At 62.4% G+C, this 25,468-nt stretch carries 23 protein-coding genes, 1 tRNA gene and 1 pseudogene; 7 read left to right on the top strand and 18 right to left on the bottom strand.

The window, feature by feature from the left end:
- Window positions 1-298: 298 nt before the first annotated feature.
- The 6 genes from FHT70_RS29085 to FHT70_RS29060 form a co-directional block, all read right to left on the bottom strand.
- Entirely contained in the window at window positions 299-1,477 is a 1,179-nt protein-coding gene (locus FHT70_RS29085; RefSeq protein ID WP_183706625.1) for a GGDEF domain-containing protein, read from the bottom strand.
- A gap of 185 nt (window positions 1,478-1,662) precedes the next feature.
- A complete protein-coding gene (pyrC, locus tag FHT70_RS29080) occupies window positions 1,663-2,703 on the bottom strand; it encodes a dihydroorotase (RefSeq protein ID WP_183706624.1) in 1,041 nt (346 codons plus the stop codon).
- A 168-nt stretch (window positions 2,704-2,871) separates the two neighbouring features.
- Window positions 2,872-3,504, bottom strand: a complete 633-nt coding sequence (locus FHT70_RS29075) for a nucleoside triphosphate hydrolase (RefSeq protein WP_183706623.1) — start codon at window positions 3,502-3,504, stop codon at window positions 2,872-2,874.
- Window positions 3,501-4,283: an ATP-binding cassette domain-containing protein gene (locus FHT70_RS29070; RefSeq protein WP_183706627.1), complete on the bottom strand. Its 783-nt coding sequence runs from the start codon at window positions 4,281-4,283 to the stop codon at window positions 3,501-3,503. Before FHT70_RS29070 ends, FHT70_RS29075 begins: the two co-directional genes overlap by 4 nt.
- A 2-nt stretch (window positions 4,284-4,285) precedes the next feature.
- Window positions 4,286-5,350: an ABC transporter permease gene (locus tag FHT70_RS29065; protein WP_085776788.1), complete on the bottom strand. Its 1,065-nt coding sequence runs from the start codon at window positions 5,348-5,350 to the stop codon at window positions 4,286-4,288.
- Between the two features lie 151 nt (window positions 5,351-5,501).
- Window positions 5,502-6,521, bottom strand: a complete 1,020-nt coding sequence (locus FHT70_RS29060; protein WP_085776787.1) for a sugar ABC transporter substrate-binding protein — start codon at window positions 6,519-6,521, stop codon at window positions 5,502-5,504.
- Window positions 6,522-6,834: 313 nt separating this feature from the next.
- On the opposite strand from FHT70_RS29060, the gene FHT70_RS29055 reads away from it, so the two are divergent.
- Window positions 6,835-8,082 carry an ROK family transcriptional regulator gene (locus FHT70_RS29055; protein WP_183706622.1) on the top strand — a complete coding sequence of 416 codons (1,248 nt, stop codon included), beginning with the start codon at window positions 6,835-6,837 and terminating at the stop codon, window positions 8,080-8,082.
- Window positions 8,066-8,539 (top strand): RbsD/FucU domain-containing protein, encoded by a 474-nt coding sequence (locus FHT70_RS29050; RefSeq protein WP_097599558.1) that lies wholly within the window; start codon window positions 8,066-8,068, stop codon window positions 8,537-8,539. The genes FHT70_RS29055 and FHT70_RS29050 overlap by 17 nt, the downstream gene beginning before the upstream one ends.
- A gap of 18 nt (window positions 8,540-8,557) precedes the next feature.
- Here FHT70_RS29050 and FHT70_RS29045 read toward each other — a convergent pair whose 3' ends face one another.
- Together FHT70_RS29045 and FHT70_RS29040 are read right to left on the bottom strand one after the other, a co-directional pair.
- Window positions 8,558-9,040 (bottom strand): RidA family protein, encoded by a 483-nt coding sequence (locus FHT70_RS29045; RefSeq protein WP_097599390.1) that lies wholly within the window; start codon window positions 9,038-9,040, stop codon window positions 8,558-8,560.
- Window positions 9,041-9,132: 92 nt separating this feature from the next.
- Entirely contained in the window at window positions 9,133-9,567 is a 435-nt protein-coding gene (locus FHT70_RS29040) for a cupin domain-containing protein (RefSeq protein WP_097599391.1), read from the bottom strand.
- Between the two features lie 116 nt (window positions 9,568-9,683).
- Between FHT70_RS29040 and FHT70_RS29035 the strand changes: the two are divergent.
- From FHT70_RS29035 to FHT70_RS29025, 3 genes and pseudogenes are all read left to right on the top strand, one after another.
- A pseudogene (locus tag FHT70_RS29035) lies at window positions 9,684-11,208 on the top strand (winged helix-turn-helix domain-containing protein).
- A gap of 88 nt (window positions 11,209-11,296) precedes the next feature.
- Window positions 11,297-11,653 carry a nuclear transport factor 2 family protein gene (locus FHT70_RS29030; RefSeq protein ID WP_183706621.1) on the top strand — a complete coding sequence of 119 codons (357 nt, stop codon included), beginning with the start codon at window positions 11,297-11,299 and terminating at the stop codon, window positions 11,651-11,653.
- Window positions 11,654-12,035: 382 nt separating this feature from the next.
- Entirely contained in the window at window positions 12,036-13,583 is a 1,548-nt protein-coding gene (locus tag FHT70_RS29025; protein WP_097599394.1) for an EAL domain-containing protein, read from the top strand.
- Window positions 13,584-13,756: 173 nt separating this feature from the next.
- On the opposite strand, the gene FHT70_RS29020 is transcribed toward FHT70_RS29025, so the two are convergent.
- The 8 genes from FHT70_RS29020 to FHT70_RS28985 all read right to left on the bottom strand — a co-directional run bounded on the left by FHT70_RS29020 (window position 13,757) and on the right by FHT70_RS28985 (window position 21,612).
- Window positions 13,757-14,794, bottom strand: a complete 1,038-nt coding sequence (locus FHT70_RS29020; RefSeq protein ID WP_183706620.1) for a 4-hydroxyproline epimerase — start codon at window positions 14,792-14,794, stop codon at window positions 13,757-13,759.
- Window positions 14,795-14,930: 136 nt separating this feature from the next.
- The gene (locus FHT70_RS29015; RefSeq protein ID WP_183706619.1) at window positions 14,931-16,181 is read right to left on the bottom strand and encodes an FAD-dependent oxidoreductase; all 1,251 of its coding nucleotides are present in this window, start codon (window positions 16,179-16,181) and stop codon (window positions 14,931-14,933) included.
- Between the two features lie 81 nt (window positions 16,182-16,262).
- The gene (locus FHT70_RS29010) at window positions 16,263-17,540 is read right to left on the bottom strand and encodes an alpha/beta hydrolase (RefSeq protein WP_183706618.1); all 1,278 of its coding nucleotides are present in this window, start codon (window positions 17,538-17,540) and stop codon (window positions 16,263-16,265) included.
- Between the two features lie 618 nt (window positions 17,541-18,158).
- On the bottom strand, window positions 18,159-19,040 hold the full coding sequence (locus FHT70_RS29005; protein WP_183706617.1) for an aldo/keto reductase: 882 nt from the start codon (window positions 19,038-19,040) through the stop codon (window positions 18,159-18,161).
- A gap of 325 nt (window positions 19,041-19,365) precedes the next feature.
- The gene (locus FHT70_RS29000) at window positions 19,366-20,028 is read right to left on the bottom strand and encodes a methyltransferase domain-containing protein (protein WP_183706616.1); all 663 of its coding nucleotides are present in this window, start codon (window positions 20,026-20,028) and stop codon (window positions 19,366-19,368) included.
- A 248-nt stretch (window positions 20,029-20,276) separates the two neighbouring features.
- The gene (locus FHT70_RS28995) at window positions 20,277-20,576 is read right to left on the bottom strand and encodes a hypothetical protein (RefSeq protein WP_183706615.1); all 300 of its coding nucleotides are present in this window, start codon (window positions 20,574-20,576) and stop codon (window positions 20,277-20,279) included.
- Window positions 20,577-20,729: 153 nt separating this feature from the next.
- Window positions 20,730-21,101, bottom strand: coding sequence for a cell surface protein (locus tag FHT70_RS28990; protein WP_183706614.1), 372 nt, complete (start codon window positions 21,099-21,101; stop codon window positions 20,730-20,732).
- 190 nt (window positions 21,102-21,291) lie between these two features.
- Complete coding sequence (locus FHT70_RS28985; RefSeq protein ID WP_183706613.1) at window positions 21,292-21,612, bottom strand: hypothetical protein; 321 nt, start codon at window positions 21,610-21,612, stop codon at window positions 21,292-21,294.
- A gap of 566 nt (window positions 21,613-22,178) precedes the next feature.
- Between FHT70_RS28985 and FHT70_RS28980 the strand changes: the two genes are divergently transcribed.
- Together FHT70_RS28980 and FHT70_RS28975 are read left to right on the top strand one after the other, a co-directional pair.
- Entirely contained in the window at window positions 22,179-22,604 is a 426-nt protein-coding gene (locus tag FHT70_RS28980; RefSeq protein ID WP_183706626.1) for a hypothetical protein, read from the top strand.
- Between the two features lie 193 nt (window positions 22,605-22,797).
- Window positions 22,798-23,043, top strand: a complete 246-nt coding sequence (locus tag FHT70_RS28975) for a DUF982 domain-containing protein (protein WP_097599403.1) — start codon at window positions 22,798-22,800, stop codon at window positions 23,041-23,043.
- Between the two features lie 309 nt (window positions 23,044-23,352).
- On the opposite strand, the gene FHT70_RS28970 is transcribed toward FHT70_RS28975, so the two are convergent.
- Together FHT70_RS28970 and FHT70_RS28965 are read right to left on the bottom strand one after the other, a co-directional pair.
- A tRNA-Arg gene (locus FHT70_RS28970) sits at window positions 23,353-23,429 on the bottom strand.
- Between the two features lie 123 nt (window positions 23,430-23,552).
- Entirely contained in the window at window positions 23,553-25,070 is a 1,518-nt protein-coding gene (locus tag FHT70_RS28965; RefSeq protein ID WP_097599409.1) for a HAMP domain-containing sensor histidine kinase, read from the bottom strand.
- Between the last annotated feature and the right edge of the window lie 398 nt (window positions 25,071-25,468).

The following is a 25,468-nucleotide window of genomic DNA, read 5'->3' as shown; positions in this document are numbered from 1 at the left end:
CGGAGATGCTCGCTGAGGCACGAGTTCGAAACCCAAGGATGACACGCATCCCCGTCGCGCAGCCCGTTTATACACCAACGGCAACGTACAAGGATGAGGAGCGTTGGAGGATGCCGCGGCTTGGGATGAGGGCCGCGGGAGAGTGTTATGGCTCGGGTTCCGTCTCCAGCTTCCGCCTTGATCCGCGTCGTTCCGGCGCCTTGAGCGACAAGCGCCACGTCCAAGAGAGCCCCTGAGGTGCCCCGCAGGGACCTCGAAGGACGAGGCGGCATGCCGGCGTCTGCCGAGCAGTCGGGAATCAAGACGCGGTGCGCGACACCTCGGCCGGAACTGCAGTGAGATAGCCGGCAAGCTCGACCCGGTTGCGGCCGCCGCGCTTGGCGGCGTAGAGCGCCTTGTCGGCGGCGCTCAGCATGGCGTCGAAATCGAGCGGCGTCGACCGGCCGGGCGCAACGCCGACGCTCACTGTGCATCTCAACACCTCACCGTCGATTGGAATCTCTCGCGCCTCGAAGGCCCTGCGGATCCGCTCAGCCGTCAGTTCTGCCCGGCCGGGCATGATCTCCTTCAGCACTATCGCGAATTCCTCACCGCCGAGCCTCGCGGCGGTATCGCCTGGGCGGCAATGGGCGGTCAGTTCCTCGGCGAAGACGGTGATCACGCGGTCGCCGCTCGCATGGCCATAGCGGTCGTTGACCGATTTGAAATGATCGATATCGAAGACGATGACGGCCGAGGTGGTGCCCATCGGGCGCGTGCCATACTGATCGAAGACGGCGCGGCGGTTGAGCAGGCCCGTCAGCGGATCGGTGATCGCCTCGAGACGATGGCGGGCGGCGAGCCGCCATTGATGCAGCGCCAGCGATAGCGCGCCGATCCCGGTCATGCCGGCGATGCAAACGGCAAGGCTCAGATCCTCCGCCCAGTTGCTCGGGGCCTTGCCAAGCACCAGCCGACCGTCTGCAATCAACACCGCGGCGCAGAGAACGAAGGAGATTGCCGTCAGCGTATAGAGTGCCGCAATTCCGAGGAGCGGTGCCGGCGCTTCGACGCGGGCGAGCCAATATTGCCGAGCGGTGGCAAACAGCAGCAGGGCGATGGCGAGATTGTCGGCGATGAAGGCGAGGCCGTCGTAGCCGGCAACCATCGGGAGGATGGAGAAAGCCATCGCCGCCAGCGCCCGGGTGGCGATGGCAAGGATTGACAGGCGACCTGACAGGAACTGTTTGCCCGCGCCCCAGATGGTGGCAAAGCCGGCATGGAACAGCACGAAACTGCCAATGGCGAAGCCTGTATCAGGCCTGCTCACATAGGCGCTGTAGATAAAAATGCCGCTGACAACGAGGACGAGACCGATGGTGGCGGTGAGCAGCACGGTTTCGGTCCGGCGCACAAGCCAACTGCCCATCAGGGTTACGGCCAGGCAGGCCGCGGAGATGCCGAGCGCCAACAGAAGGGAGTTGTAGTCAAGCATCATGCTTCTTCAGTCTCCGCAGCGGTGTCGCGCCGGACGATCGGCAGCTATGGGGTCCGCGAAGAGGAATGTCTTATGCATCCGTTAACAAATGATGCACCGCACAATGAAAATGTTACGCGCCTAACGTCACCGCAGCACTTAAAATGAATATTCTATTTGAAATAGAAAACGCAGCAGGCGAGTCCCTAGACCAACACCTGCCAATGAAGGGGAAACATAGGATCGAAAACCGTCACCGGCCCGGCGCCGGTTTCTATCTTAGCGGGAAAGAGAACCGGCTCTGCCTGCTTGGAAAGCGTGATGCGTTCCTCGTTCGGCGACAGCCCATACCAGGCCGGTCCGTTCAGCGAGGCGAAGGCTTCAAGCCTGTCGAGAGCGCCTTCCTCCTCGAAGACATGGGCAAGGCAGCTCATCGTATTGATCGAGGTGTAGATGCCGGCGCAGCCGCAGGCGCATTCCTTCAGCGGATCGACATGCGGGGCAGAATCGGTGCCGAGGAAGAAGCGGGCATCGCCGCTTACGGCGGCTGCGCGCAGCGCCAGCCGATGGTTCTCGCGCTTGGCGACCGGCAGGCAGTAATAATGCGGGCGGATGCCGCCGACGAGGATGGCGTTGCGGTTGATGATCAGGTGGTGGGTGGTGATCGAGCCGGCGAGATTTGGTTTGGCCGCCCTGATGTAATCGATGCCATCCGATGTCGTCACATGCTCCATCGTCACCTTCAGCTCCGGCAGGCGCCGGCGCAGCGGATCGAGCACGGTGTCGATGAAGACGGCCTCGCGGTCGAAAATGTCGACATCAGGCGTCGTCACCTCGCCATGGACGCAGAGCGGCAGGCCGATCTCGGCCATGCGTTCGAGCACCGGCATCGCCTTTTCCATGTCACGCACACCGCCATGCGAATTGGTGGTGGCGCCGGCGGGATAAAGCTTGACGGCGGTGATGAGGCCGCTCTTTGCACCCTCCGCCACATCGTCGGGGCTGGTATGTTCGGTGAGATAAAGCGTCATCAGCGGCTGGAAACGGTGGCCGTCCGGCAGCGCCTTGAGGATGCGCTCGCGATAGGCCTTCGCATCCGCTGACGTGACGACCGGCGGCACCAGATTGGGCATGATGATGGCGCGGGCGAAGGTGCGGCTCGTATCGGCGATCACGCCTTCCAGCATGGCGCCGTCGCGCAGATGCAGGTGCCAGTCGTCGGGACGGCGGATGGTGATCGATTGCATGGCAGGCCTCCGAAGCGATGCGTCTGCCGCCTCGATAGCACTAAAGCGCGGCGGGTCAAACCGGCTTCCTGCGACGCCGTTTCGCCCTTTACGCAAATCCTGATCCGGGAGCCGTTCAATACGTCCGGGCGGCATGCATCATACATCAAATGAACAATCGCGTCGGCGTCACGCCAGCGCAATCTCCAGCGTCACGTCGGCTGGGCGACGGTTTTCGAGGATCAGCCGGCCGTTCGGCAGGTCGTTGCCGTAGACTTTGGCGCTGGCGGCTTCTTCGCTGAGATTGTAACCGCGCCAGCGCGCCCAGAGCCGCTCTTCGAGAACCTCGATCGGCGGCGCCAGCATGATCGAAAAATCGAAGATGCCGTCGAGTTCGGCCCATTTACCCTGTGTGAAGAGCAGATAATTGCCCTCGACGATGATGAAGCGGTCCTCGGGATTGATTGGTCTGGCGGAAGCGATGGCGAGTTCGCGGGAGCGGTCGAAGACCGGCGCCAGAACCTCCTGGTCGGCCCGGCGGACGGCGCGGATGATATCGAGGAAGCCTCTGACATCGAAAGTTTCCGGAATGCCCTTGCGCGCCAAGAGGCCGCGTTCGATGAGGATGGCATTGTCCATGTGGAAGCCGTCCATCGGCAGGACTGCGGCGCTTTCGCCTTTGGCTTTCAGCGTCGCCGCCAGATTGTCGGCCATGGTCGACTTGCCCGCTCCTGGCGGCCCGGCGACGGCAATCAGGAAACGTTTGGCATCGCCGGCGCGGGAAAGCACCTCGCCGGCGATGTCGTCGATGCGCAGGCTCATGCCGCAACGGGCTCCGTCGGCACCGCCTTGGCGCCGGTCATGAAGGCGACGGCGTCGGACATGGTGTATTCCTTCGGATTGATCACCGTCAGCCGCCGGCCGAGACGGTGGATATGGATCCGGTCGGCCACCTCGAAGACATGCGGCATGTTGTGGGAGATCAGCACGATCGGCAGGCCGCGGGCGCGCACGTCGAGGATGAGTTCCAGCACGCGCCGGCTTTCCTTGACGCCGAGGGCGGCCGTCGGTTCGTCCATGATGATGACCTTCGAGCCGAAGGCGGCGGCGCGGGCGACCGCGACGCCCTGGCGCTGACCGCCGGACAGCGTTTCCACCGCCTGGTTGATGTTCTGGATGGTCATCAGCCCGAGTTCCGACAGCTTGTTGCGCGCCAGCTTTTCCATGGCCGGACGGTCGAGCATGCGTAACAGCGAGCCGAGCGGGCCCTTCTTGCGGATCTCGCGGCCGAGGAACATGTTGTCGGCAATCGATAGCGCCGGCGACAGAGCAAGGTTCTGGTAGACGGTTTCGATGCCGGCTTCGCGCGCCTCCATCGGCGAGCGGAAATGCACCTGCCTGCCTTCGAGCGTGATCACGCCCTCGTCGGGGGTGACCGCGCCTGAAATCGCCTTGATCAGCGACGACTTGCCGGCGCCGTTATCGCCGATGACGGCAAGGATTTCACCCGGGTAGAGGTCGAAATCGGCATTGTCGAGCGCGGTCACGCGTCCGTAACGCTTGACGAGGCCGCGGGCGGTGAGAATGGGTTCGACAGCCATGGTCATACCGAAACCTTTCTGATCCACTGATCGATGGCGACGGCGGCAATGATCAGCACGCCGGTCAGGAGGACTTTCCATTGCGGATCGGCGCCGAGCATGTTCAGGCCCATCGACACGACGCCGACGATCATGGCCCCGAACAGCGTGCCGAGAATGGAACCGCGGCCGCCGAAGAGCGAGATGCCGCCGATCACGGTCGCGGTGATCGCCTGGAGGTTATAGTCGGTCACCGCCGAGGACGGGGAGATTGAGCCGTTGCGGCCGATCGACACCCAGGCGGCGAAGGCGGCGATGACGCCCGACAGCGTATAGACGGTGAGCAGCACCCTCTTCGTCTGGATACCGGAGAGCTTCGCCGCTTCCGGATCGTCGCCGACCGCATAGACATGCCGGCCCCAGGCGGTGTGATTGAGGATGTACCAGAACAGGAGGACGAGCAGCACCATGGCGATGACGCCGAGGGTGAGCACGGCGCTGCCGACCTTGAAGCTCGCGGCGAAAAGATGCAGCAGCGGCGCCTGTTCGTCGACATCGGTGTCGCGGATCGTCTCATTGGCGGAATAGATGAAATTCGTCGCCATGACGATATTCCAGGTGCCGAGCGTGACGATAAAGGGCGGCAGCTTCATGAAGGCGACGAGGAAGCCGTTCAGCAGTCCGCACAGGCCGCCGACCAGCAGGCCTCCAATCACCGCTATCGGCGTCGGGATGCCGTAGGTGATGGCGACATTGCCCATGATGACGGCTGAAATCACCATGATGACGCCGATCGACAGATCGATGCCGGCCGTCAGGATGACCAGCGTCTGGGCGGCGCCGAGAATGCCAACGATGGCGATCTGCTGCAGGATCAGCGTCAATGTGTATGACGAGAAGAAACGCCCGCCGAGCGCTATTCCGAAGATGATGATCGCCAGTACGAGTACGATCAGCGGCACGGCGGCCGGTGTCGAGTGCAGAAAGTGCTGGGCGCGCTTGATCAGCGGGACGCCCTGGTGCTCGAAGGAGGCGACGTTCTTGTCGCTGCCGTCGAGGACGCGTTCGAATTCCTGTGCTCCGGTCATGGTTCCTCCTCCGCATCCGCGCGCCGAACCCGCGCGGAGGCCGTCACCCCTGTTGATCCGTTCGTTGCTTAGCCGGTGGGCGACGGCACATCGTCCGTCTAAAACGGCCGGGGATCAAGCCCCGGCCGGTGCGCTTTCAATCAAGCGGGGCTCAGCCCCAGCACTTGTCCGTGCCTTCTTTGGTGTCGATCGACTTGAGGCCGGGAACCGGCTTGTCGGTGACGAGCGAGACGCCGGTATCGAAGAAGGACTTGCCTTCGGTCGGCTTCGGCTTTTCACCCGAGTCGGCGAACTTCTTGATCGCCTCGATGCCGAGCGACGCCATCAGCAGCGGATATTGCTGCGAGGTCGCGCCGATGACGCCTTCCTTGACCGACTTGACGCCCGGGCAGCCGCCGTCGACCGAGACGATCAGCACGTTCTTTTCCATGCCGACGGCCTTCAGCGCCTGATAAGCGCCGACAGCGGCCGGCTCGTTGATCGTGTGGATGACGTTGATGCTCGGATCCTTCTGCAGAAGGTTTTCCATGGCCTTGCGGCCGCCTTCCTCGTTGCCGTTCGTCACGTCATGGCCGACGATGCGCTTGTCGTCTTCGTCGCCGATCTTGTCCGGGTTCTTCGGGTCGATGCCGAAGCCCATCATGAAGCCCTGGTCGCGCAGAACGTCGACTGTCGGCTGCGACGGCGTCAGGTCGAGGAAGCCGACCTTGGCGTCCTTGGCCTTGTCGCCGAGGGTTTCCTTGGCCCACTGGCCGATCAGTTTGCCGGCGAGCAGGTTGTCGGTGGCGAAGGTGGCGTCGGCGGCATCGGCTGGCTCGAGCGGCGTGTCGAGCGCGATCACCAGCAGGCCGGCGTCGCGGGCCTTCTTGACAGCCGGCACGATGCCCTTGGTGTCGGAGGCCGTCAGCAGAATACCCTTGGCGCCGTCGGCGATGCAGCTTTCAATCGCTGCGACCTGGCTTTCGCTGTCACCATCGATCTTGCCGGCATAGGACTTCAGCGAAACGCCGAGTTCCTTGGCCTTAGCCGTCGCACCTTCCTTCATCTTGACGAAGAAGGGGTTGGTGTCGGTCTTGGTGATGAGGCAGGCGGAAACGTCAGCCGCCATCGCCGGAGCAGAAAAAGCGACACCGAGCGCGAGCGCGCCAAAAGCGAGAACTGATTTCTTCATGAACTCCTCCCAGAGTTTGCCGGCGCCGCCCCTGCGGGCCGGAATTTTCAAAATATGACACTTCGCTCAGTCGCTGTCGCTCCAGAGCCGTCGGTGTCCTTGACGATGGCAATTAAGAGCGAAAGAAATCCGCTTGTCAATAAATAAATCCAATTGAATTATTAATTCGATGTGGCATGCTCGATGGAATTAGGGTGTCCAGCGCCGTGTCTCCGGCGCGCAGGGGACGCCCTACCGCTTTGAGCCGCTGCAGGTTTCTTAAATCGTCTCTGATGGGGAAAATGCAGGAGGCGAACGCTCGGGAGGAGCGGCCATGTCGTCTTTGGAAGGACCGGAACACACGCCGGTCCCGCCGCCGATTCTAAATCCGGCCGGCGGCGCGAACCAGGTCAGGGTGCGAGCCTATAACGAGCGGCTCGTACTGTCGCTGGTGCGCCTCTACGGTGCGTTGTCGAAGGCCGATATCGCGCGCCGCAGCGGGCTTTCGGCCCAGACCGTCTCGGTCATCATGCGGGTGCTGGAAAAGGAAGGGCTGCTGTCGCGCGGCGCGCCTGTGCGCGGCCGGGTCGGCCAGCCATCGATCCCGATGCATCTCAATCCCGACGCCGTCTATTCCTTCGGCCTGAAGATCGGCCGGCGCAGCGCCGATCTGGTGCTGATGGATTTCGTCGGCCGCATCCGGATGCAGCTGCACCGGACCTATGCCTATCCGCTGCCGCATGAAATCCTCGCCTTTGTCACCTCGGGCATCCGCGAGATCGAAGACAAGCTCGACGAAAAGCAGCGCGGCCGCGTCGCCGGCCTCGGCATCGCCGCCCCTTTCGAACTCTGGAACTGGGCCGATGAGGTGGGAGCGCCGCCGGGCGCCATGGAAGTCTGGCGCGATGTCGACCTGCAGGCCGATATCGCCGCGCGCGTCTCCCATCCCGTTTTCCTGCAGAACGATGCGACCAGCGCCTGCGGCGCGGAACTCGTCTTCGGCGTCGGACCCTCCTATCCTGATTTCGTCTATTTCTTCATCGGTTCCTTCATCGGCGGCGGCATCGTCCTGAATTCGTCGATCTTTTCTGGCCGTACCGGCACGGCGGGCGCGATCGGACCGCTGCCGGTGCGCGACCGGAACGGCGAGACCAAGCAGCTGCTCGAAATCGCCTCGATCTTCGTCTTGGAAAATATGCTGCGCGAGCGCGGCATCGATCCCGAACCGCTGTGGTATTCCGCCGACGACTGGGTGGATTTCGGCGAGCCGATGGAGGCGTGGATCCAGGACAGCGCCAAGGCGCTCGCCCAGGCGATCGTCGCCGCCGCCTCGATCGTCGATTTCAGCGCAGCCGTCATCGACGGCGGCTTTCCCCATTGGGTGCGCAGCCGCATCGTGCAGGCGACGATCGACGAAGCCGCCAAGCTCGACCTGCAGGGCGTTGTCATGCCCGAAATCATCGAGGGCGCGGTCGGCGCGCAGGCACGCGCCATCGGCGGCGCCAGCCTGCCGATCTTTGCGCGCTATCTCACCGACCAGAACGTACTCTTCAAGGAGGTAGACCATGCTGAAGGGACTTGATCCGCTCTTGAGCCCGGAATTGCTCGCAACACTTCGGGCCATGGGCCATGGCGACGAAATCGCCATCGTCGACGGCAATTATCCCGGCGTCGAACATGCGCGCCGGCTGATCCGGCTCGACGGCCACCATCTCATCCCTGTGCTCAATGCCGTGCTCAGCGTGCTGCCGATCGACGATTTCGTGCCGGAAGCGATCTTCCGCTCGACCGTCAAGGCCGAGCGCGACAAGCTCGATCCGGTGCATGAGGAGATGATCGACTGCTGCGCCCGTCACGAACCGCACCGTCAGGTGGTGCCGCTGGTCGGCCAGGATTTCTACGGTCGGGTGCGGGCCGCCCATGCGCTGATCCAGACCAGTGAGCCCAGGCTCTATGCCAACATCATCCTGCGCAAGGGCGTGATCTATCCGAAGGAGGCAGGCGCTCAGCCGGGCGAGGTCGATCCGTTCGTCTACTAAAGGGTCGGTGCGCTTCCGTCACCCGTCGATTTCGACTTCCGCTTCGCAGTTTACCGGCGCATTCAAAGGGATGGCCATGCCGATGGACGAGCGGGCGTGGGCGCCGACGTCAGGCCCGTACAGCTCGAGGATCAGATCGGAATAGCCGTTGGTGACCAGCGGCGTCTCGTTGAAGCCAGGAGCGACGTTGACCATGGCGAAGACGCGAAGCCATGCCGTGACCCGATCGAGGTCCCCGACGGCCCGCTTGAGACTGGCGAGATGGGCGAGCGCAACGAGCCGCGCCGACGCGTAACCCTCCTCCGGCGAAACCTCGGCGCCAACCTTGCCAAGCGGATTTGCCAATGTTCCGTCGCGGTTGCATGCGACGTGGCCCGAGATGTAAGCGCGGGTGCCGCGCAGGCGAACCCAGGTGAAGGGCAAGCGCAGTCCGTCGCGAACCTTCAAAGGCTCGGGCAACTCCAGCCCCATTCCGGCCAGCCGTTGTTCGATAATGGCCATAATGCACCTCCCGGTGTGATTGGAGCATGCCGCGCCAAAGCCTGAGGCGGCTTTGCGCTGGGAACCGCCGGACAGTTCCGAAGCGACATGCATCACGGTACGATCTCGTCGAGCTCCGGCATCAGAACGACGCTTTCATTCGCGGCTGCGTCGTTGCGGGCGCCGAGGAACTCGGCGTCCTCGCTACAGCGGTTGACGGCGACATGCGGAACGCCGGCCGGAATAAACAGGTAATCGCCAGGGCGGACCGTTTCGCATCGTTCAAGTGCTGCCCCCGACCAGATCTCGATCTCCCGACCTGCGATCATCAAGAGAGCCGTCTCGTGTCCCTCATGGCGATGGGCGCCGGTTCGCCGCCCCGCGGGCAGCGAAATCGTCCCGAGCCACAGCATGGTTGACCCAGCGCTTTCAGCTGAGACGCCGGAGCAATAGACCGATCCCTGCCTGGCGACATGACTGCCGCCGGCGCGGATGACCTTGGCGAGGAATGCTTCAGACTCTTTCGGTTGCGTTGCTTCCTTGATCATCGCTCTCACCACTTCGACCACTGCGATGGAGCCACTCTGCGCGCTCAGCCGCCGCAAGTCCTGAAGCGAAGCCGAAAAATTCCGAAAAGCTGCGAAATCGGCGTATCATTCCCGCCATGAAACCCCCGCACCTTGTATTCGGCCGCTTCGAATTCATTGCCGAGAACGGATGCCTGCTCCGCGACAACAGGCCTGTCGCCATCGGCGCCCGCGGCGCCAACCTGCTTGGCGTTCTGCTGTCGGCAAAGGGGGGTGTGGTCTCGAAGCCGGAATTGATGGATGCGGTCTGGCCGGGATTGGCCGTCGAGGAAAGCAATCTTTCCGTTCAGATTGCTGCCCTTCGCAAGCTCCTCGGACCTACATTGGACGGAAGCGAATGGATCGTCACGGTTCCACGGGTGGGGTACAGATTCGGTGGAGACGCGGAGCGAGACAGCCGAGAGCGGCTGGCACGCACAAACCGGGTCGGTGCCCGCGATCGCCGTCCTGCCGTTTGAAAATCTCGGCGGCGATGTGGAGAGACAGTATCTGGCCGAAGGCATTGCCGACGACCTGATCATGGCGCTCGCCCGGCTCAGATGGTTCCGCGTCGCCTCACGCGGGGCAAGCTTCGCCAGGAGGAATGGTTCCGGGGACCCGAGGTCTGTCGCGCTGGAACTCGGGGTCGATTTTCTGGTGGAGGGAGCCATCCGGCATACCGGCGATCGGATCCGGATATCGGTGCACCTCGCGGACGCCCCGAAGGGCGCCACCGTCTGGTCCGAGCATTACGATCTTCAACTGGCCGAGCTATTTGCCGTGCAGGACGCCATTGCCGAGCGGATCGCAGCAGCGATCGAGCCCGAACTGCTGTTGCGCCACGGGCTTCCGATCGCTCCGCACACCGGCAACATCACTGCCTGGGATCTCGTGCGGCAAGGCATGTTCCAGTTTCACAAGGTGACGCAACCCACCCACCTTCTCGCACGGCGCTTCTTCCGCGAGGCCGCCGAGCTCGATCCCATGCTTCCGGAGGCGCAGATCTGGCGGGCGCGGGTCAATGCCGGCCTCATCGCCTACGGCTGGACGGAAAACCCCGCCGCAGACGGGAAGGAAGGACTGGATGCGGCGCTGCGGGCGATCTATCTCGATGCGCGCAACCCCTATTCGCACTACGGGCTGGCGATCGTCTCGGCCTATACGGGCAGGGCCGAGCAGGCGATCCTGGCGGCGGAACGATCCATCGAACTCGGTTCGAGCTTCGCCCTGGGGCATCTCGTCCTCGGCATGGCTCGGCTTTTTTCGGGCGACGCTGCCGGGGCGCGCAAGCCATTGGGGCACGGCCTCGAGCTCAATCCGCACGATCCGCAGAACGGCGTCTGGTTCAGCCTGCTGATACTGGCATTGTTTTTTTCCGGCGACGTCGAGGGCGCGCTCGATACCGGACGCCGGGCGCTGAAAGCGCGGCCCGACTGGCCGGCGCTGCTGCGCATCCAGGCATGCTGCCACGCGGCCGCGGGACACCGCCAGCAGGCTCACCGCCTTGCTGCCGCGGCACGCGATCTTCCCGAAGCTGCCGGCGATGCACTTGCTCCGTTCAGAGATAGCAACACGGAATGGACGGCCCGCCTGAACGCGCTGCTGCGGGAGGCAGAGCTTTGAAACTCGTTGACGCCCGGAGCAATGACCGAAATGGTTCGTCGCGAAGCGGGGCTCGATCGCAACCCCGCACCTCTGCAAGGAGAAAGCAATGGACGACGATATCAAAATTCTCCAGCACATCTACGAGCGCTTCAACGAACGCGACATAGACGCCGTGCTGGCAGCGCTGGCCGAGGATGTCGTCTGGGCCAACGGCATGGATGGCGGCCACGTCCATGGGCGCGAGGCGGTGCGGGAATATTGGACGCGTCAGTGGTCGATGATCGATCCCCACGTCCAGCCGGTCGGTTTTCACCGGACAGCGGACGGCGCAATCATTGCCGACGTCCGGCAGTCGGTCCGTGACCTGCAAGGCCAACCGCTCGAAGGAGAGAAGACGATCGGGCACGTGTTCCGGTTTCGGGACGGCAAGGTGGTCCGCTTCGACATTCGGGATGCCGCCTGAATTCGGCGAGCCGGGTCACCTCCACTTCCCGGCGGCCTTTGAGGGTCAAGATGTAGCACGTCGATCTCGGCGTCGAGCGCACTGAGCTGAATCCAATTTGCGACGAAGATATCCGTTGCGCGCAGCGAAACGCCCAAACCTTCGCCGCGGAAACGCGCCATTAATCTTCGAAGACCACACTGAAATCCGGATTTACGAATGCCCGCAGTCTGGCCAGTGATCGAATTGCCGATGCCCTTGGCTCCACCCTATGAGTCGTGGCAGTCTTCGGCGCCGCCGATGCCGGCATTCGGCGACAGGTCGTCGATCGGAATAAGGTCGGGGACGATGCGGTCTTCCGAGCTGGCCATGATGGCTCTTCACACACCAGGAGCCTGTTCATATGCCTCGCGTCCGACCCACCAGACCGCAGATGGAGATCCTGGCCTGGCTCTCGTGCTTCCTGCTTCTCTTCTGCCTGTCCTGGCGCTTCCAATGGCATGAGGGGCTGGATGAGTTCATCGAAAAGCATCATGACTTTCCACTGGACCACGCGCTGCTTGCCCTCAATATGTCCGGCTTTCTCGGGCTGATCTACTCGGCGCTGAGAATCCGGGATCTCTCGATAGAGGTTGACCGCAGGCTGCAGGCCGAAAAGAACGTGGACTGGATTGCCTGTCACGACACGCTAACCGAACTACCTAACCGCAGATTTCTGGAATCCGTCTGCGCGCAGTCGATGATCGATCAACGGGCGCAGGAAAGCTATGCCGTGTTCAGCATCGATCTCGACGGTTTCAAGAAGATCAACGACCTCCTCGGGCACGATCACGGCGATGCGGTGCTGAAGGCCGTCGCTCAGCGGCTTTCTTCCCTCTTTCCGCGTGATCGCATTTTCCGCCTTGGCGGCGACGAGTTCGTCGTTCTGGCGCGGCGCACCGGAAATGCCGATCTAGTCGCTTTGGGAAACCGCATCGTGAGCGCGATCAGCAAGCCCTTCACATTCAATGGCGTCGCCGTCGATCTTGGCGCCAGTGTCGGCCTCGCGCTCCACCCTGAAAACGGCGACGATCTAAGCCAGGTCATTCGCCATTCGGACTGTGCGATGTATGTGGCGAAAAAGCAGGGGCGCAATCTGGTGAAGTCCTTTGTCCCTTCGATGCAGGAGGAGCTGGCCAAGCGGATCCGGGTGGAAGCGGATCTGCGAGCCGCCATCAAGAATGCTGAGATCGTCCCGTATTACCAACCTCTCGTCGACCTGAAGACGAAGGAGATTATCGGTTTCGAAGCGCTGGCGCGCTGGAAGACGGCATCCGGCGAATTCATCCCGCCGAACGAGTTCATCCCCGTGGCGGAAGAGGCCGGTCTGATCGTCGACCTGACCGACCAACTGCTGCGCCACGCCTGTGGCGATGCGCTTTCCTGGCCAAATCATCTGGTCCTGTCGTTCAACCTGTCTCCGATCCAGCTGAGCGACCGGTTGCTGGGCCTCAGGATTCTGAAGATATTGGGCGATGTCGGTCTGCCTGCGCATAGGATCGAGCTGGAGGTGACGGAGAGCGCCATCATCCAGGATGCCGCCACCGCACGGATCGTCCTCGACGATCTGGTGAACGCCGGCGTCCGGATTGCTCTCGACGACTTCGGTACGGGCTATTCCAGCCTCTCGCAGCTCTCCAACTACCGGTTCGACAAGATCAAGATCGACAGGAGTTTCGTCGCTTCATTCGAAACGAACGACAAGCAGGACAAGGTGATCAAGGCTATTATCGCTCTCGGCGCGGGCCTCGGCGTGACGATAACGGCCGAAGGCATCGAAGAGGAAAGCCAACTTCAACGGCTCCAGGATCTCGGCTGCGACATCGGCCAAGGCTACCTGCTTGGCAGGCCGGCGCCGGCCGAGAGCCTTGCCGCAGACCAGATCAGCGCCAGGATAGCCCAACGTCGCTGATGGGCGGCAAAGTGGGTTCTCTTCCGGTGGCAAGTTGAGACAAGAAGTTCTCGCTTGCCAACGGCTCCCTCGGGACGTCGGTGATGGAGGGTGGCATGCGGCTCCGCCAGACCCGCTCTAGACCCTGGCGCAAACCGTCTGGAGCCACCGCACATTCGGCACCGCTCGAACGGTCAAATCTCCCCTGCCGACGGCCCCCAGACGTCCGTCAGGGCGAAGCCGCCGGGATGCGGGTCGAAGGGATCGAGCGCGACCTGGGTGAGGCCGAAGGTGAAGCCGCGGCCGGTGATGGTGGGGATGACCGCCGGGCGGCCGGCGACCTCGGTCACTGCCTGCAGGCCAACCTCGAACTCCGAGCCGATGATCGATTTCGAGGTGAAGACGTCGCCGACCTTGGCCTTGCCGCGGGCATAAAGGGTGGCGAGATTGGCGGAATTGCCGGTGCCGCAGGGCGAGCGGTCGGCGCGGCCCGGCCACATGGTGGTGCAGGTGCGCACCGTGCCATCGGCCTCGGTGTCGCGGAACATCACATAGGCGACGCCCGAGATTGCCGGAATTTCGGGGTGGACGACCTTGATGTCGCGATTGATCAGCTCTTTCAGGATCATGCCGGCCTGAACGAGGCCGGCCGCATTGGCCTTCTCGATCGTCAGATTGATCTGGCCGACATCGACGAGGGCATAGAAGATGCCGCCATAGCAGAGATCGGCTTTGATCTTTCCCCAATGCGGCGTGTCGATCTCGACGTCGAGCTCATGGACGAAGGAGGGCACCATGGTGAGCCTGACCTTCTCGCAGCGCCCGTCATGGCAGGTCGCCGTCGCCTTGACGAGGCCGGCGGCGGTCTCCAGCGTCACGATCGTCTCAGGCTCCTTCATCTCGACGATGCCGGATTCGAGAAGCGCCGTCGTCACGCAGATCGAATTCGAACCGGAGCTGGCATGTGCCTGATCGGGCTGCAGGATGATGAAGGCGGCGTCGGCGTCGGGGTGCCTTGCCGGCAGCAGCAGGTTGACCGAGCCGATCGGGGCACCGCGCGGCTCCAGGCAGAGAAAGCGGCGGAGCTCGTCGCCTTTCGGATCGGTGTTCAGCCAGTGCAGCTGCGCAGCGATGGTTTCGCCGGGAATCTTCGGAACGCCGCCGATCGCGACGCGGCCGATCTCGCCCTCGGCATGAACGTCCAGCAGCTGTATCGTGCGCTTCCATCTCATCTCGAAACTCCAGTTCGGGCGTGACGGCTGACGCCGCCGACTCGGTTCCAACTTTGTTTTAATGCAATTCCCGGCAAAATCGCGTTCCGCTTTGCCTGGGAAAACCGCTTCACACTTTTCCTGGAATTGCTCTCAATCAGTATCGGTCTATGCGGAACGGGGTCATATCGACCGACGGTTTTGCTCTGCTCACCATATCGCCGATCAACCGCGCTGTCGTTGCGGCATATGTCAAGCCGAGATGGCCATGACCGGTCGCATAGAAAACCTCCGGCATTTTCGAGGACGGCGAAATGATGGGGATCGTATCGGGCAAGGCCGGGCGATGGCCCATCCACTCCGTCGCCTCCTCGACCTTCAGACCCGGAAGCGCCCGCTGGGCGTGCCGCACCAGCACGCGCGGACGGCGGAAATCGGGCGCGGCGTCGAGGCCGGCCAGTTCGACATTGCCGCCGACGCGGATGCCGCCGGCCGTCGGGGTCACCATAAAGGCGCGATGAGGCCAGATCACTGAATAGCGCATTGAAATGCCCGGCTTCATGATCTGCGTGTGATAGCCGCGCTCGGTCTCGAGCGGAATCGGTTCGCCGAGTTTTGCGGCGAGGAAACGGGTGTGGACGCCGGCGGCGAGCACCACGAAAGCGGCCTCGATCCGACGTCCGTCATCGAGGACGACGACAACCGTGCCATCGCCCTTGCGCTCGATGTTGCTCACAGCGCCGGAGGCGAAGGCTGCGCCCGCGGCGATGGCTGCGTCAGTCAGCCTGACGACCAGCCTATAGGGATCGCGGATCGACTTGTTGTCCGGCAGCAGCACGGCCTTGGCGATGACAGGCGAAAGGGCCGGCTCATGATATTGGATGGCGCCATTGCTCAAGACCTCGAATTCGAGGCCGTAGCGCTGCATCATGGCAAGATGGCCACGGTCTGCGGCAAATTCCGCCTCGGTCTCGTAAATGGCGAGACAGCCCTCCTCCGTCATCAGCTCGGACGCGCCGATCGCCTGCAGCATCTCCCTGAAATCGCCGAGCGCCCGCAGCGACAGGCTCATGCCGGCATCCTCGATTTCCCGGAGCCGCGAAGGCCGGCCGGCCGCGAGGAAGCGCAGGAACCAGGGCAGCATCCGCGCTGCATAGGATGGCCGCAGCCAGACCGGGCCTTCGGGGTCGAGCAGCCAGCCGGGAATCTTCTTCCAGGTCGACGGGCCGGAGCCGGCGGCGAAATCGAGCGCGATGCTCGCCATATTGCCGAAAGAGGTGCCGCGCCCGGGCTCACCCTTATCGATCAGCGTGACCTGAAATCCGCGCCGCTGCAAATCGAAAGCGATCGAGGCGCCGATCACGCCTGCGCCCACGACGACCACCTTCTTCTTCGTCTCATCCGTCATGCGATCAACCCACCTGCACGGCAGACAGCATTGCCGTTCGCCAACCTGATATATCAGATCGGCGGTGCTGCCTACGAATTTTTACCGGCTTTCGGGCAGGCCGGCGCCGACGCTGTCGCCGACCGAACCGACGGTATTGTCCATCGACTGGCCGAGCCGCTTCAGCTGCGCATCGTAATTGCGCCGGGTGCGCGGATCGAAGATCGCGATCGGCGTGCTGACGGCGACGCTGACGGCACTTCCGGCGGTCTGGGCAGCCCCCATCGCCACCGCACCGACCGCCTCGCCGAGACCGACATTGGAATCGGTGATCGTCTGGCCGGCGATCAGCCGGTCGCCGATCAGCTTCACCACTTCAGGGCTTTCGGCGAATTTCCCGTGGTTCAGCCTGTCGCCACCCTTGAGCTTGGTGAGATCGAGCACGGTGATGCCGGCCGCCTCCAGCTTGCTGCGATAGGGCTCGGCGGAGGGATCGATCTGGCCGAGCCGGTCGACATTGCCGGAGATGCGCCGCGACAGCGCCAGCGCCCGATCATCCCTGGAGACGAAGATGGTGAAATGCGGCTTATCCTTGCCGAGGCTCATGAACTGACGGCCGAAGACGTCGACGTCGAGATCAGGCGATGCAAGGATGACATTGTTGATCTTCGACGCGACCTGACCGTTGCGAATCGCCATCTGCCGGAGTGCTTCGACGGTCAGCCAGGTGCCCATCGAATGAGCCATGACGGTGACGTCGCCGACGGCCGGATTGGCGGCGGTGCGAGTCAGCAGCTCCTCCAGCGCATCGCGGGAATAGTTGGTGCTTTCCTTGTCGTAATTATAATCGAAGATGCTGGCGCGCGACGGCCAGGTGAAGACGACGGGGGCGACGTCGGCACGTGAATCGTGGACGATCTGCGCGAAGCGATAGACCGCGTCCTCATAGCGGTTGTTGAAGCCGTGCACGAAGACGAGCACGCGGCGGCTCTTCGGCATATGGCTCTTCAGCCAGCTCTCGCCTGCCCGCTCGCCCTCGAGCGGATCGACGGAAACGGTGACGAAGTCACGGAGCGGATCGGCCGGCAGCCGCTTCGGCCATTGCACCTGACCGATCTTGCGATTGGCTTCCGGCGGGATCGAGACATCGACGGCGTTGACGGCGAGCCCGGTGCCGCGTTCGCCGGAGAAAAGCACGGCCGGATTGTCATCGGCAGCGCGCGTCGTCGCCACCAGGAGATCGACCTTCGACGTGCCCGGCGGCACGGCGCCGGCCGCCTGCATCACCCCGACCGGCCTGCCGCCGCAGCCGGCGAGCACCATCGTTGCAATCAGAAGCCCTGCCAGAGCCGCACGCGTGCCGCGCCATTTGCCGATCATGAACAAACTCCAACCGGTTCACGCGCCGGACGGACGGCACATGTTCAAATAGTCCGGCGAAGGCTGTCGAGTCAAACCGCACGCGGAAAGCAGGCCCGTGCGAAATGGTATTGGGAAAAAGAAAAGAGCCTGGCGCGGGAGGAGGTGCGCCAGGCTCTTGATCCTGACCGACAACTGGGAGGAGGAGTGCTGTCGGTCCGATGTAAGAGCGCTTGGGAGGAGGAGTGCGCTGCTTACGAAGATAGTGATACCCCATTCTTTTGATCGGGAATAGCGAAATTACCGCAATGCAGCAATGCATTAAGCGCAATGCTTGCCCAGAAAATGACAGGCGGACGCCTCATTTTGCAGCATGTTTGACCGGCTGGTCAAAATTTTGACTAAAGATCGGTCAGTGGCGGCAGCCCCTTCCGGCTGCCGCCACATTCTCCCCGCGGGCAAAGGGAATATGCCGCGACCTCTCCGTCCCTCGCCAACCTCTTGCAGGGCACGTCCCCTCGCCCCGTTTTACGGGGGTCTGCAGGACGGGTCGAGACCAGTGGCTCGCCCAGGTAAGGGTTAGGGTGAGGGGCGGCCATGCGGCGAAACGCAGCCGCCGCCGCAAGCTTGCATTGCCCCTCAAGCCGCCTTGAAGACCTTCCGGCCCTCGGCGTCCAGCGCCACGAATTCCTCATCCGACAGCGTGATGTCCACCGCCGCGACGTTTTCTTCCAAGTGCTTGACCTTTGACGTGCCGGGAATCGGCAGCATCACCGGGCTGCGCTTCAGCACCCAGGCGAGCGCGATCTGGCTGGGGGCGGCATTGTGCTTCCTGGCGATCGTATCAAGCAGCGAGCCTGATTGGGCGAGATCGCCGGCGGCGAGCGGATACCACGGGATGAAGCCGATATTGTGCTTTGCGCAATAATCGACCACGTCTTCACTGGTGCGATCGACCAGATTGTAGCGGTTCTGGACGGTGGCGACCTTGAAGTGCTTCGAGGCCGCCTCGATTTCGGCGACGGAGACTTCGCTCAGACCCGCATGGCGGATGAGGCCGGCATCGAGCAGCGACCGGATCGCGTCGAACTGCTCCTTGGCCGGCACCTTCGGATCGATGCGGTGAAGCTGCCACAGGTCGATCTGCTCGACGCCGAGATTGCGCAGGCTCTTATGCGCCTGCTGGATCAGATATTCCGGGCGGCCGACGGGCAGCCAGATGTCGGGACCGTGGCGGGTCAGGCCGCCCTTGGTGGCGATGACGGATCCGGCGCCATAGGGATGCAGCGCCTCCTTGATCAGCCACTCGGAGACATCGGGGCCGTAGGAATCGGCCGTATCGATGAAATTGACGCCAAGCTCCGGCAGGCGCTTCAGCGTCCGGATGGACTCGGCATGGTCGTCGGGCTCACCCCAGATTCCTTTACCGGTAACGCGCATGGCGCCGAAACCGAGACGATTGACCTCGATCTCGCCGCCGATCCTGAAGGTGCCTGACTTGGCTGCGTTGTGACTGGACATGATCTTTCCTCTCTTGGTCAATAAAATCGTTCAATGTCGTTGAATTGGCCGAAGCCGCTCGTTTCACCGGCGCGGGGATGCCGAACTGGCGAAGATGGTTTCGGTTCTGAATGTCTGCCGTGTCTGGTGATGCCCGGCATGGTGATGACCCGGCCGCCGCGGCGATATCGGACATGCGGCCGCTGCGACGCTTGCAGATATAGGACGGGTCCGCGGGGATAACAGGGAGAGCCCGAAACATCGTCCCTCGACCGGCTGCCGCATGCGGGGATATATCGGCCGGGCTGCGTCGAAGCCTGTCGCTTCCGCTCAGCCGGTGCCGCGTTCAGCCGGCCGATTCGCCGGAAAAGGCGGCCACTTCGATCTCCGCGTCACGGAATCTCAGACGTTCGCGCGAGAGTTCCAGCGGCTTGCGGCGCGAGATCCGGTAGACGGAGGCCGGCGGCAGGTTGCGAACCGTACCGCCGATGCGCACCGCCTTCAGGCCGAGGCGGTCGAGGATCGGCCGCGGCACCGGACAGCGCGGACCATAGGTAAATTGATAGACCGCCCCGCCCGGGCGCATATAGGTGAAGACGCCGGCAAGGATCGAGGCGATCTTGCGCGGCGACATGGACAGAAGCGGCAGGCCGCTAATGACGGCGCCGACCGGTTCTCCCTCGAAAATATCGGCCTGGGCAAGGTGGGCTGCGTCCATTTGCAATATCCGCGCCGCCGGGAACCGCGTCTGCAGCGCATCGATGAATTCCGGGCCGTATTCGATCAGCGTCAGATCCGCCTCGCTGATGCCGCGGGCGAGCAGCGCCCGGGTGAAGACGCCCGTGCCCGGGCCGAGCTCGATGATTGGACCGTCGAGCTCCGCAATTTCGCTGGTCATGATCCTGGCCAGGGAATCACCAGATGGCGCGATGGCGGCCACCCGAAGCGGATTGCTGATCCAGGAGCGGAAAAAATGCAGGAAATCCGAGCATGCAGCCTTTGCGGTCATGACTGTCCCACCTGTCTGAAATTCAATTGATTATGAATGCGACCATCGCGGCCAGCATGGCAATTCCAAGGCAGAGACGTCAATCGCCCTTGTGAGCCGGCATTTCCCACCTCTTTTCCTACCGGCGTCCGGCATTTTTGCATCTGCGGCGGCTTTGACATAGCGAGCGCCGTCCTCTGCGGTGAAAAAGGGCGGCCGGGAAGCCGCCCCTCACCGCGGCGGCCTGGTCGCCACCGCAAAGCGCCCGGTTAATAGTTGCAGCCGGAGCTGCTCGTCGGGTTGAAGCCGAGCTTGCAATCCATGTTCAGCGGCTTTTTCGGGTTCATCATGTAGGGCGAGGCCATGCCCTTCGAACTGCCTTCATCAATCGAACCGGTCGTGCTCCTGTCGTGCTGCACGCGGGTCTCATCCTGGACAACCTGCTGCTTGGCCGAGTCCTGCTGCGTCGCGCTCGACTGGAGAGGAGCCGCTTGCGCCGCCACGCAGGAAAGGCCGAGCATCGCACCGAGGGCTGCGGCCGCCACGCCGCTCTTGAACGTCGTGATCATTGTCATCTCCTTGGGAGGATCAGCTGAATTTGCGCCGAGGAGGTAGGAAGCGAATCTGTCACAATCTACCGCAACGCAATAGATGTCACGAACATGTGAGCGGCGCCCGAAACAGGAAAAAGGCGGCTCGCGCCGCCCCTTTCATTTGCCGGCTCAATAGCCGTTATCGCAGGGCATGCTGCCGGGACCGATCGATCCTGCAAACGTAAGGTTGCACATCGTCGGAGCCGCTGGTCTGTTCACCGTCTGGCGGATGATGGAGCCGGTGGCGCCGGCCTCGACACCGAAAGCGGCAAGCGGATACCAGTAGCCCTCGGAGTGACGGCGGGTGCCGGGGCGCTCCGTTCGGAAGCCGCGATAGCCGTGCCAAAGACCGGGATGCGGCCTATACTGCACGGTTTTTACGTAGGAAATATCGGGCGGCCGCACCGTTTGAACGGGAGCGGCTTCAGCTTGGCCGATCGGCGCGAGGACGAGAGGCACGCTGAGCGCGACGGCGGAACGGACAATATTGAACATCTTCATGATAAACCCTCCTTCGTGGATTTATCCCAGGAAAATGCCTCTCCGAAGTGCGCAGTTCCGCGCGCACGCACAGTTTCCAAAACTCGTGATTGCAGGCGATCCCGCGTGAGTTTTTCGCGAGAAAACGTGAAAGTCGCAACAGCAAGAATGGCGCCAGGGGGCGCTGGCTAAGAATGCGAATTCTCTGTTCTCAATTCGCGTATAAAGCCCGGTAACCCTGGGCGGACAGGCAGGCGACATATTGGCGATGGGCAGCGGCGCGCGCCGTCGTTTCCTCTTCCAGCGCATCGGCCTCGGCATAGCCGGTCAACTGGGCGCGCAGATGATACTGCTTCTTCGCCTCGTCATACATCGCGTTGCCGTCGGTTACGCAGATGCCCTGGGCGACGGCAGGCGGATTAACCGGCACGCCGATGGGCAAAAGCACCGGCGCGTTCGCATGGTCGACGCAGCCGGTAAGGGCGGCCATTGTCGCGAGAACCGCCAGAGCCCGAAAAATTCCCACCGTCATGCGTTCCTCCGAGATCATCAGGCCTGCGGATACATCAGGAAGGTTGCGCGAAGCTAGGCATGCGGGAAAACCAATGCCGCTTCCGACCGAGGACGGTCATCACGCGCCATGGCGGGAACCCCCGCCAAAATCTATATAGCACTTCGGAATCCCGAAATAGGCTGCGGCATTGAAATCATTGCGTTTCCACTCAGCCGAAAAGCTCACGAAGCGCGGCGAATTTCGGAATCCCGAAGCGGGCGGATTTCGGGATCCCGTAGCGAGGTTTGGTGCGGCTCTTGTCACGAGAGTTGAATACCGCCATCAGCCCCTCGCCTCAGCTCCGAGCACGTCCTTCAGGCGACCAACAGAAGAACTCGTTTTTTCCCGCATGCAGAGGGAAAGACTGGGCCAAGCGCCCACAGCGCCAATCACTACAAAATTCTTTGACATTCAACATTCCATGGTTGCAACGGCGAGCAATCTAGCGTAAGAACGTTTCAAGAACTAGGAAAATAATCTTAGGAATTTGGATTCAACCTGATCCCCGTCATGGAGACAGGCAGTTGCTGGGCGTGGAGGACAGGATGCGAATGATCTGCATGAGGGAAAAGAGCATGGTAGGTTACAGCAAGCGATTGCTGGCATTGATTTCGCTCTTGCTGGGAAGCGCCGTCCAAGCTTTTCCCTGCGATCAACCGATCACCATATCGAATTGGTCGTTCTGTGCGACCGGCAATGTGAGCGCTGAGGGCGGCGCCGCTGATTGGAAAGTCGTTCCCGCATGGACTCGCGAGAAAGCCATAAGCGCGTATTTCGGAAACGATCCGCGGCTTCTGGCAAACCACGGGCTTTGCAATGCCAAATTCCATCGCGTCGTCCTCTGCCAGCCGGGATGGCAAACGGGCAATCCGGATGAGTGCTCATATCTGGTTTGCAGCGGCTTTTACTCCGCCGTGTTCGGCAAGAAAGAAAGGGAAGACTATGAGAGAGAGCATCCGAACGCTCAATAGCTTTTGCCTTGCTGCTTTGCGGCAAAGACGGCAGCGGCCGACGAGAAGCGGCGGCTGGAAATAAATATTCCGGCGTTTCAGTAAAGCAGCTCACCGCTCCAGAAAACGTCTCGTAGAGACGGCGTCTCGACACGCCGGAACAATTGCCCTAGGCGAGCAGGTGACTGAGAAAACGCAGCGGAGATCCTGCATTATGCAAACCCTATGGAAGAAGCCGGTGACGCTTGCCCTTGAGGGGCCGGATCAATGGGTCGTCATCCAGACGACCCAGGCAGCCACATGGGCGCTGATTGAAGACTGGCCGACCGAAGAGGGGCCTGCGCTCGACAGGGCGTGTGCGGTTTGCGCCGATGTCATATCCGGGAAACGGAGCCGGGAAGAGGCGCGGCAGGCGTTCGTCGAAGCGGCGATCGAAGCCGGGATCCCCATCAAGGAATGAGGCGACGTGCCCCGTTCCAGCGCACCGTCGTCAGATATTCCGGCGGCCAACCGTCCCGCCGCTGCGAGTGCATTCCTGGAAAAGCCGCCGAAGCGCCCGCGCGACAAATGGCCAATGTCCACTAGCTGCAGCGCGCCAATGAACTGCGACGGGATCAGGCCAGCAGAGCAATTCCTCGGCTTGGCCGGGTCGTGCAAAGCTCGCGGGTGCGATAGGCTGGAAATGATTTAGGCCTGCCTGAGGCGGGAAACGCCTTTGATATTCGGAACCGATTTTCCAAAACAGGAGGTATCAAATGAAGTGAAAGAATGGCGCACCCGAAGAGATTCGAACTCCTGACCCCCAGATTCGTAGTCTGGTGCTCTATCCAGCTGAGCTACGGGTGCGTGGCAGAAGCGGCGGCGCCGCTTGCGTGGGCGATCCTCTAAAGGGTCCTTTCGGACATTGCAAGAGCATTTCTGAAAAAATCGCTCTTTGTCTGCAACGGCCACGCTCCGGCGAAACTCCCGTCACTTCTCACCCTGTGTCCGATTGCGGTAATCATCCAGTGAAACCGGGCGATCGGGGATCTCGATGCGGAACTGGGTGCCGACCGTCGGCTTTTCCACCAGCGCGATCGTGCCGCCATGAGCGAGCACCAATTCGCGGGCGATGGTCAGGCCGAGGCCGGTGCCGCCGGAACGGGCCGAGCCGCGAAAGGCGGCAAACAGGTTCTGGCGCGCCTTCAGCGGCATGCCGGGACCGGTATCGTCCACCGTGATGCTGACGACGCTGCCGACACGCTGGGCGGAAACGGTGATGCGCCTGATGGCGCCGGGGCCGCCCTCGCCCGGCGAAGTCAGCGCCTGCAGGGCGTTGCGGCAGAGATTGTGAATGACCCGGAACAGTTGCTCGCCGTCGGCATCGACCTCGAGATCGGCAGCGAACTGTTCGACAAACTCGATGCCGCTTTGCGGATCGATCGCCAGCATATCCTTGACGTCCTGTGTCAGTCCCAGCAGCCGAACATGGCGGCGGCGCGGCGCCGATTCGCTCGCCTTGCCGTAGGACAGCACCTCCGTCGTATAACCGACCGCGCGGTCGATGGTGCGCAGCAGCTTCGGCGCGAAGCTCTTGACCATCGGATCATCGACATCGACGAGCCGGTCCGACATCAGCTGCGCGGAAGCCAGAATATTGCGCATATCGTGATTGATCTTTGAAACGGCGAGGCCAAGAGCGGCAAGGTTCTTCTGCTGCTTCAGCGTCTTCTGCAGCTCCATCTGCATCGAGGTGAGATTGCGGCCGGCCACCGCCAGCTCGTCCCGGCCGCCGTCGCCGATATAGATATGGGCCGGATTCTCGGGATCGGAGGAGAATTGCTGCATGCTGCCGGTCAGCCGGCGAATCGGGCCGATCAGAATGCGGTTGATCGCAAAGAAGATCAGCGTCGCGGTGAAAAGCGAGATCAGCACCGACAGCAGCAGCACGTTGCGGGAATAGGCGAACATCGCCGTGCGCAGCGGCCGATCCTTCATGACAACCTCGACGCCGATCTTGTTTTCACCAACCGGGCCATAGACGCGGATCATCCTGCTGCCGCCGAAAACCAGGGTGTCGAGCGCGTCGCGGATCGCCGTCAGCGGCGGCACGTCGGTGAGGTCATAGGATTCGTCGACGGAGGTCGGCATGTCAGTCGTTGCCAACAGCCGCGAAGTGCCTTCCTTGCGCAGTACGATCGCCTTGGTGCCGGTCGCCTCCAGCGTTTCCTTCTGCAGAGCGCGCGGCAGCTCGATCGGCTGCAGCCCGTCGATGACGATGGCGGCGGCGGCGGCCGTGTTCAGCCTGTCCTGCAGCCAGCGCATCCGCATGCTGGCGACAGAGGGAAAGAAAATCAGGATCTCGGCGAGCATGATGAAGACGACGGTGAGCCAGAGCAGCTTGCCCGAAAGCCCGCCGAAGAAGCCGGACGGGCACCGCCCCTTGGCAGCCTCGGTGGCTGCTGGGGGTTCTGCCGAAGGATTGTCGCCCTGGTTTCGCACCGGCATTCTTGTCTCGCCCGATCGGCAGCGCTTTGGCCACCCTTACCGTTGGAGCTTTATATTAGACCAATAGGTTCCGCTTTCAAATCTTTGCGAGCAGCGTCACGTCGCCACAAAGAAATGCTGCCGGAGGCGGCGTCGTGATTCGTTATGTTGGTGCAATTGCTCTCTGGTTGGCGCGACGGGCGGCCCCTCATCCGCCTGCCGGCACCTTCTTGGATGCGCAAAATGTAGGATATTGATGCTTGCCGGGCGGGTGGCCGCCCGCCCGGCAGCTGGTTGTCGGATCGTCACCTTCTTAGCCGTTTTGGGCTGTGGGGAGCAGGATCGCAACCGGCTCTTCATCTGGCCCGTGTGGTTGCAGGAACCTTGGGGTTCGTATCCAAGACAGGGACGACGAAGAT

Origin of the sequence: Rhizobium sp. BK049 (assembly GCF_014193135.1) — a bacterium.
Taxonomy (GTDB): Bacteria; Pseudomonadota; Alphaproteobacteria; order Rhizobiales; family Rhizobiaceae; genus Rhizobium.
Note: the sequence above shows the minus strand (reverse complement) of the source record. Positions and strands in the feature narration are given on the sequence as shown.

Coding starts and splice junctions, on each gene's coding strand:
- FHT70_RS29085 (WP_183706625.1), bottom strand. CDS start 1,477: ATGATGCTTGACTACAACTCCCTTCTGTTGGCGCTCGGCATCTCCGCG.
- pyrC (WP_183706624.1), bottom strand. CDS start 2,703: ATGCAATCGATCACCATCCGCCGTCCCGACGACTGGCACCTGCATCTG.
- FHT70_RS29075 (WP_183706623.1), bottom strand. CDS start 3,504: ATGAGCCTGCGCATCGACGACATCGCCGGCGAGGTGCTTTCCCGCGCC.
- FHT70_RS29070 (WP_183706627.1), bottom strand. CDS start 4,283: ATGGCTGTCGAACCCATTCTCACCGCCCGCGGCCTCGTCAAGCGTTAC.
- FHT70_RS29065 (WP_085776788.1), bottom strand. CDS start 5,350: ATGACCGGAGCACAGGAATTCGAACGCGTCCTCGACGGCAGCGACAAG.
- FHT70_RS29060 (WP_085776787.1), bottom strand. CDS start 6,521: ATGAAGAAATCAGTTCTCGCTTTTGGCGCGCTCGCGCTCGGTGTCGCT.
- FHT70_RS29055 (WP_183706622.1), top strand. CDS start 6,835: ATGTCGTCTTTGGAAGGACCGGAACACACGCCGGTCCCGCCGCCGATT.
- FHT70_RS29050 (WP_097599558.1), top strand. CDS start 8,066: ATGCTGAAGGGACTTGATCCGCTCTTGAGCCCGGAATTGCTCGCAACA.
- FHT70_RS29045 (WP_097599390.1), bottom strand. CDS start 9,040: ATGGCCATTATCGAACAACGGCTGGCCGGAATGGGGCTGGAGTTGCCC.
- FHT70_RS29040 (WP_097599391.1), bottom strand. CDS start 9,567: ATGATCAAGGAAGCAACGCAACCGAAAGAGTCTGAAGCATTCCTCGCC.
- FHT70_RS29030 (WP_183706621.1), top strand. CDS start 11,297: ATGGACGACGATATCAAAATTCTCCAGCACATCTACGAGCGCTTCAAC.
- FHT70_RS29025 (WP_097599394.1), top strand. CDS start 12,036: ATGCCTCGCGTCCGACCCACCAGACCGCAGATGGAGATCCTGGCCTGG.
- FHT70_RS29020 (WP_183706620.1), bottom strand. CDS start 14,794: ATGAGATGGAAGCGCACGATACAGCTGCTGGACGTTCATGCCGAGGGC.
- FHT70_RS29015 (WP_183706619.1), bottom strand. CDS start 16,181: ATGACGGATGAGACGAAGAAGAAGGTGGTCGTCGTGGGCGCAGGCGTG.
- FHT70_RS29010 (WP_183706618.1), bottom strand. CDS start 17,540: ATGATCGGCAAATGGCGCGGCACGCGTGCGGCTCTGGCAGGGCTTCTG.
- FHT70_RS29005 (WP_183706617.1), bottom strand. CDS start 19,040: ATGTCCAGTCACAACGCAGCCAAGTCAGGCACCTTCAGGATCGGCGGC.
- FHT70_RS29000 (WP_183706616.1), bottom strand. CDS start 20,028: ATGACCGCAAAGGCTGCATGCTCGGATTTCCTGCATTTTTTCCGCTCC.
- FHT70_RS28995 (WP_183706615.1), bottom strand. CDS start 20,576: ATGATCACGACGTTCAAGAGCGGCGTGGCGGCCGCAGCCCTCGGTGCG.
- FHT70_RS28990 (WP_183706614.1), bottom strand. CDS start 21,101: ATGAAGATGTTCAATATTGTCCGTTCCGCCGTCGCGCTCAGCGTGCCT.
- FHT70_RS28985 (WP_183706613.1), bottom strand. CDS start 21,612: ATGACGGTGGGAATTTTTCGGGCTCTGGCGGTTCTCGCGACAATGGCC.
- FHT70_RS28980 (WP_183706626.1), top strand. CDS start 22,179: ATGCGAATGATCTGCATGAGGGAAAAGAGCATGGTAGGTTACAGCAAG.
- FHT70_RS28975 (WP_097599403.1), top strand. CDS start 22,798: ATGCAAACCCTATGGAAGAAGCCGGTGACGCTTGCCCTTGAGGGGCCG.
- FHT70_RS28965 (WP_097599409.1), bottom strand. CDS start 25,070: ATGCCGGTGCGAAACCAGGGCGACAATCCTTCGGCAGAACCCCCAGCA.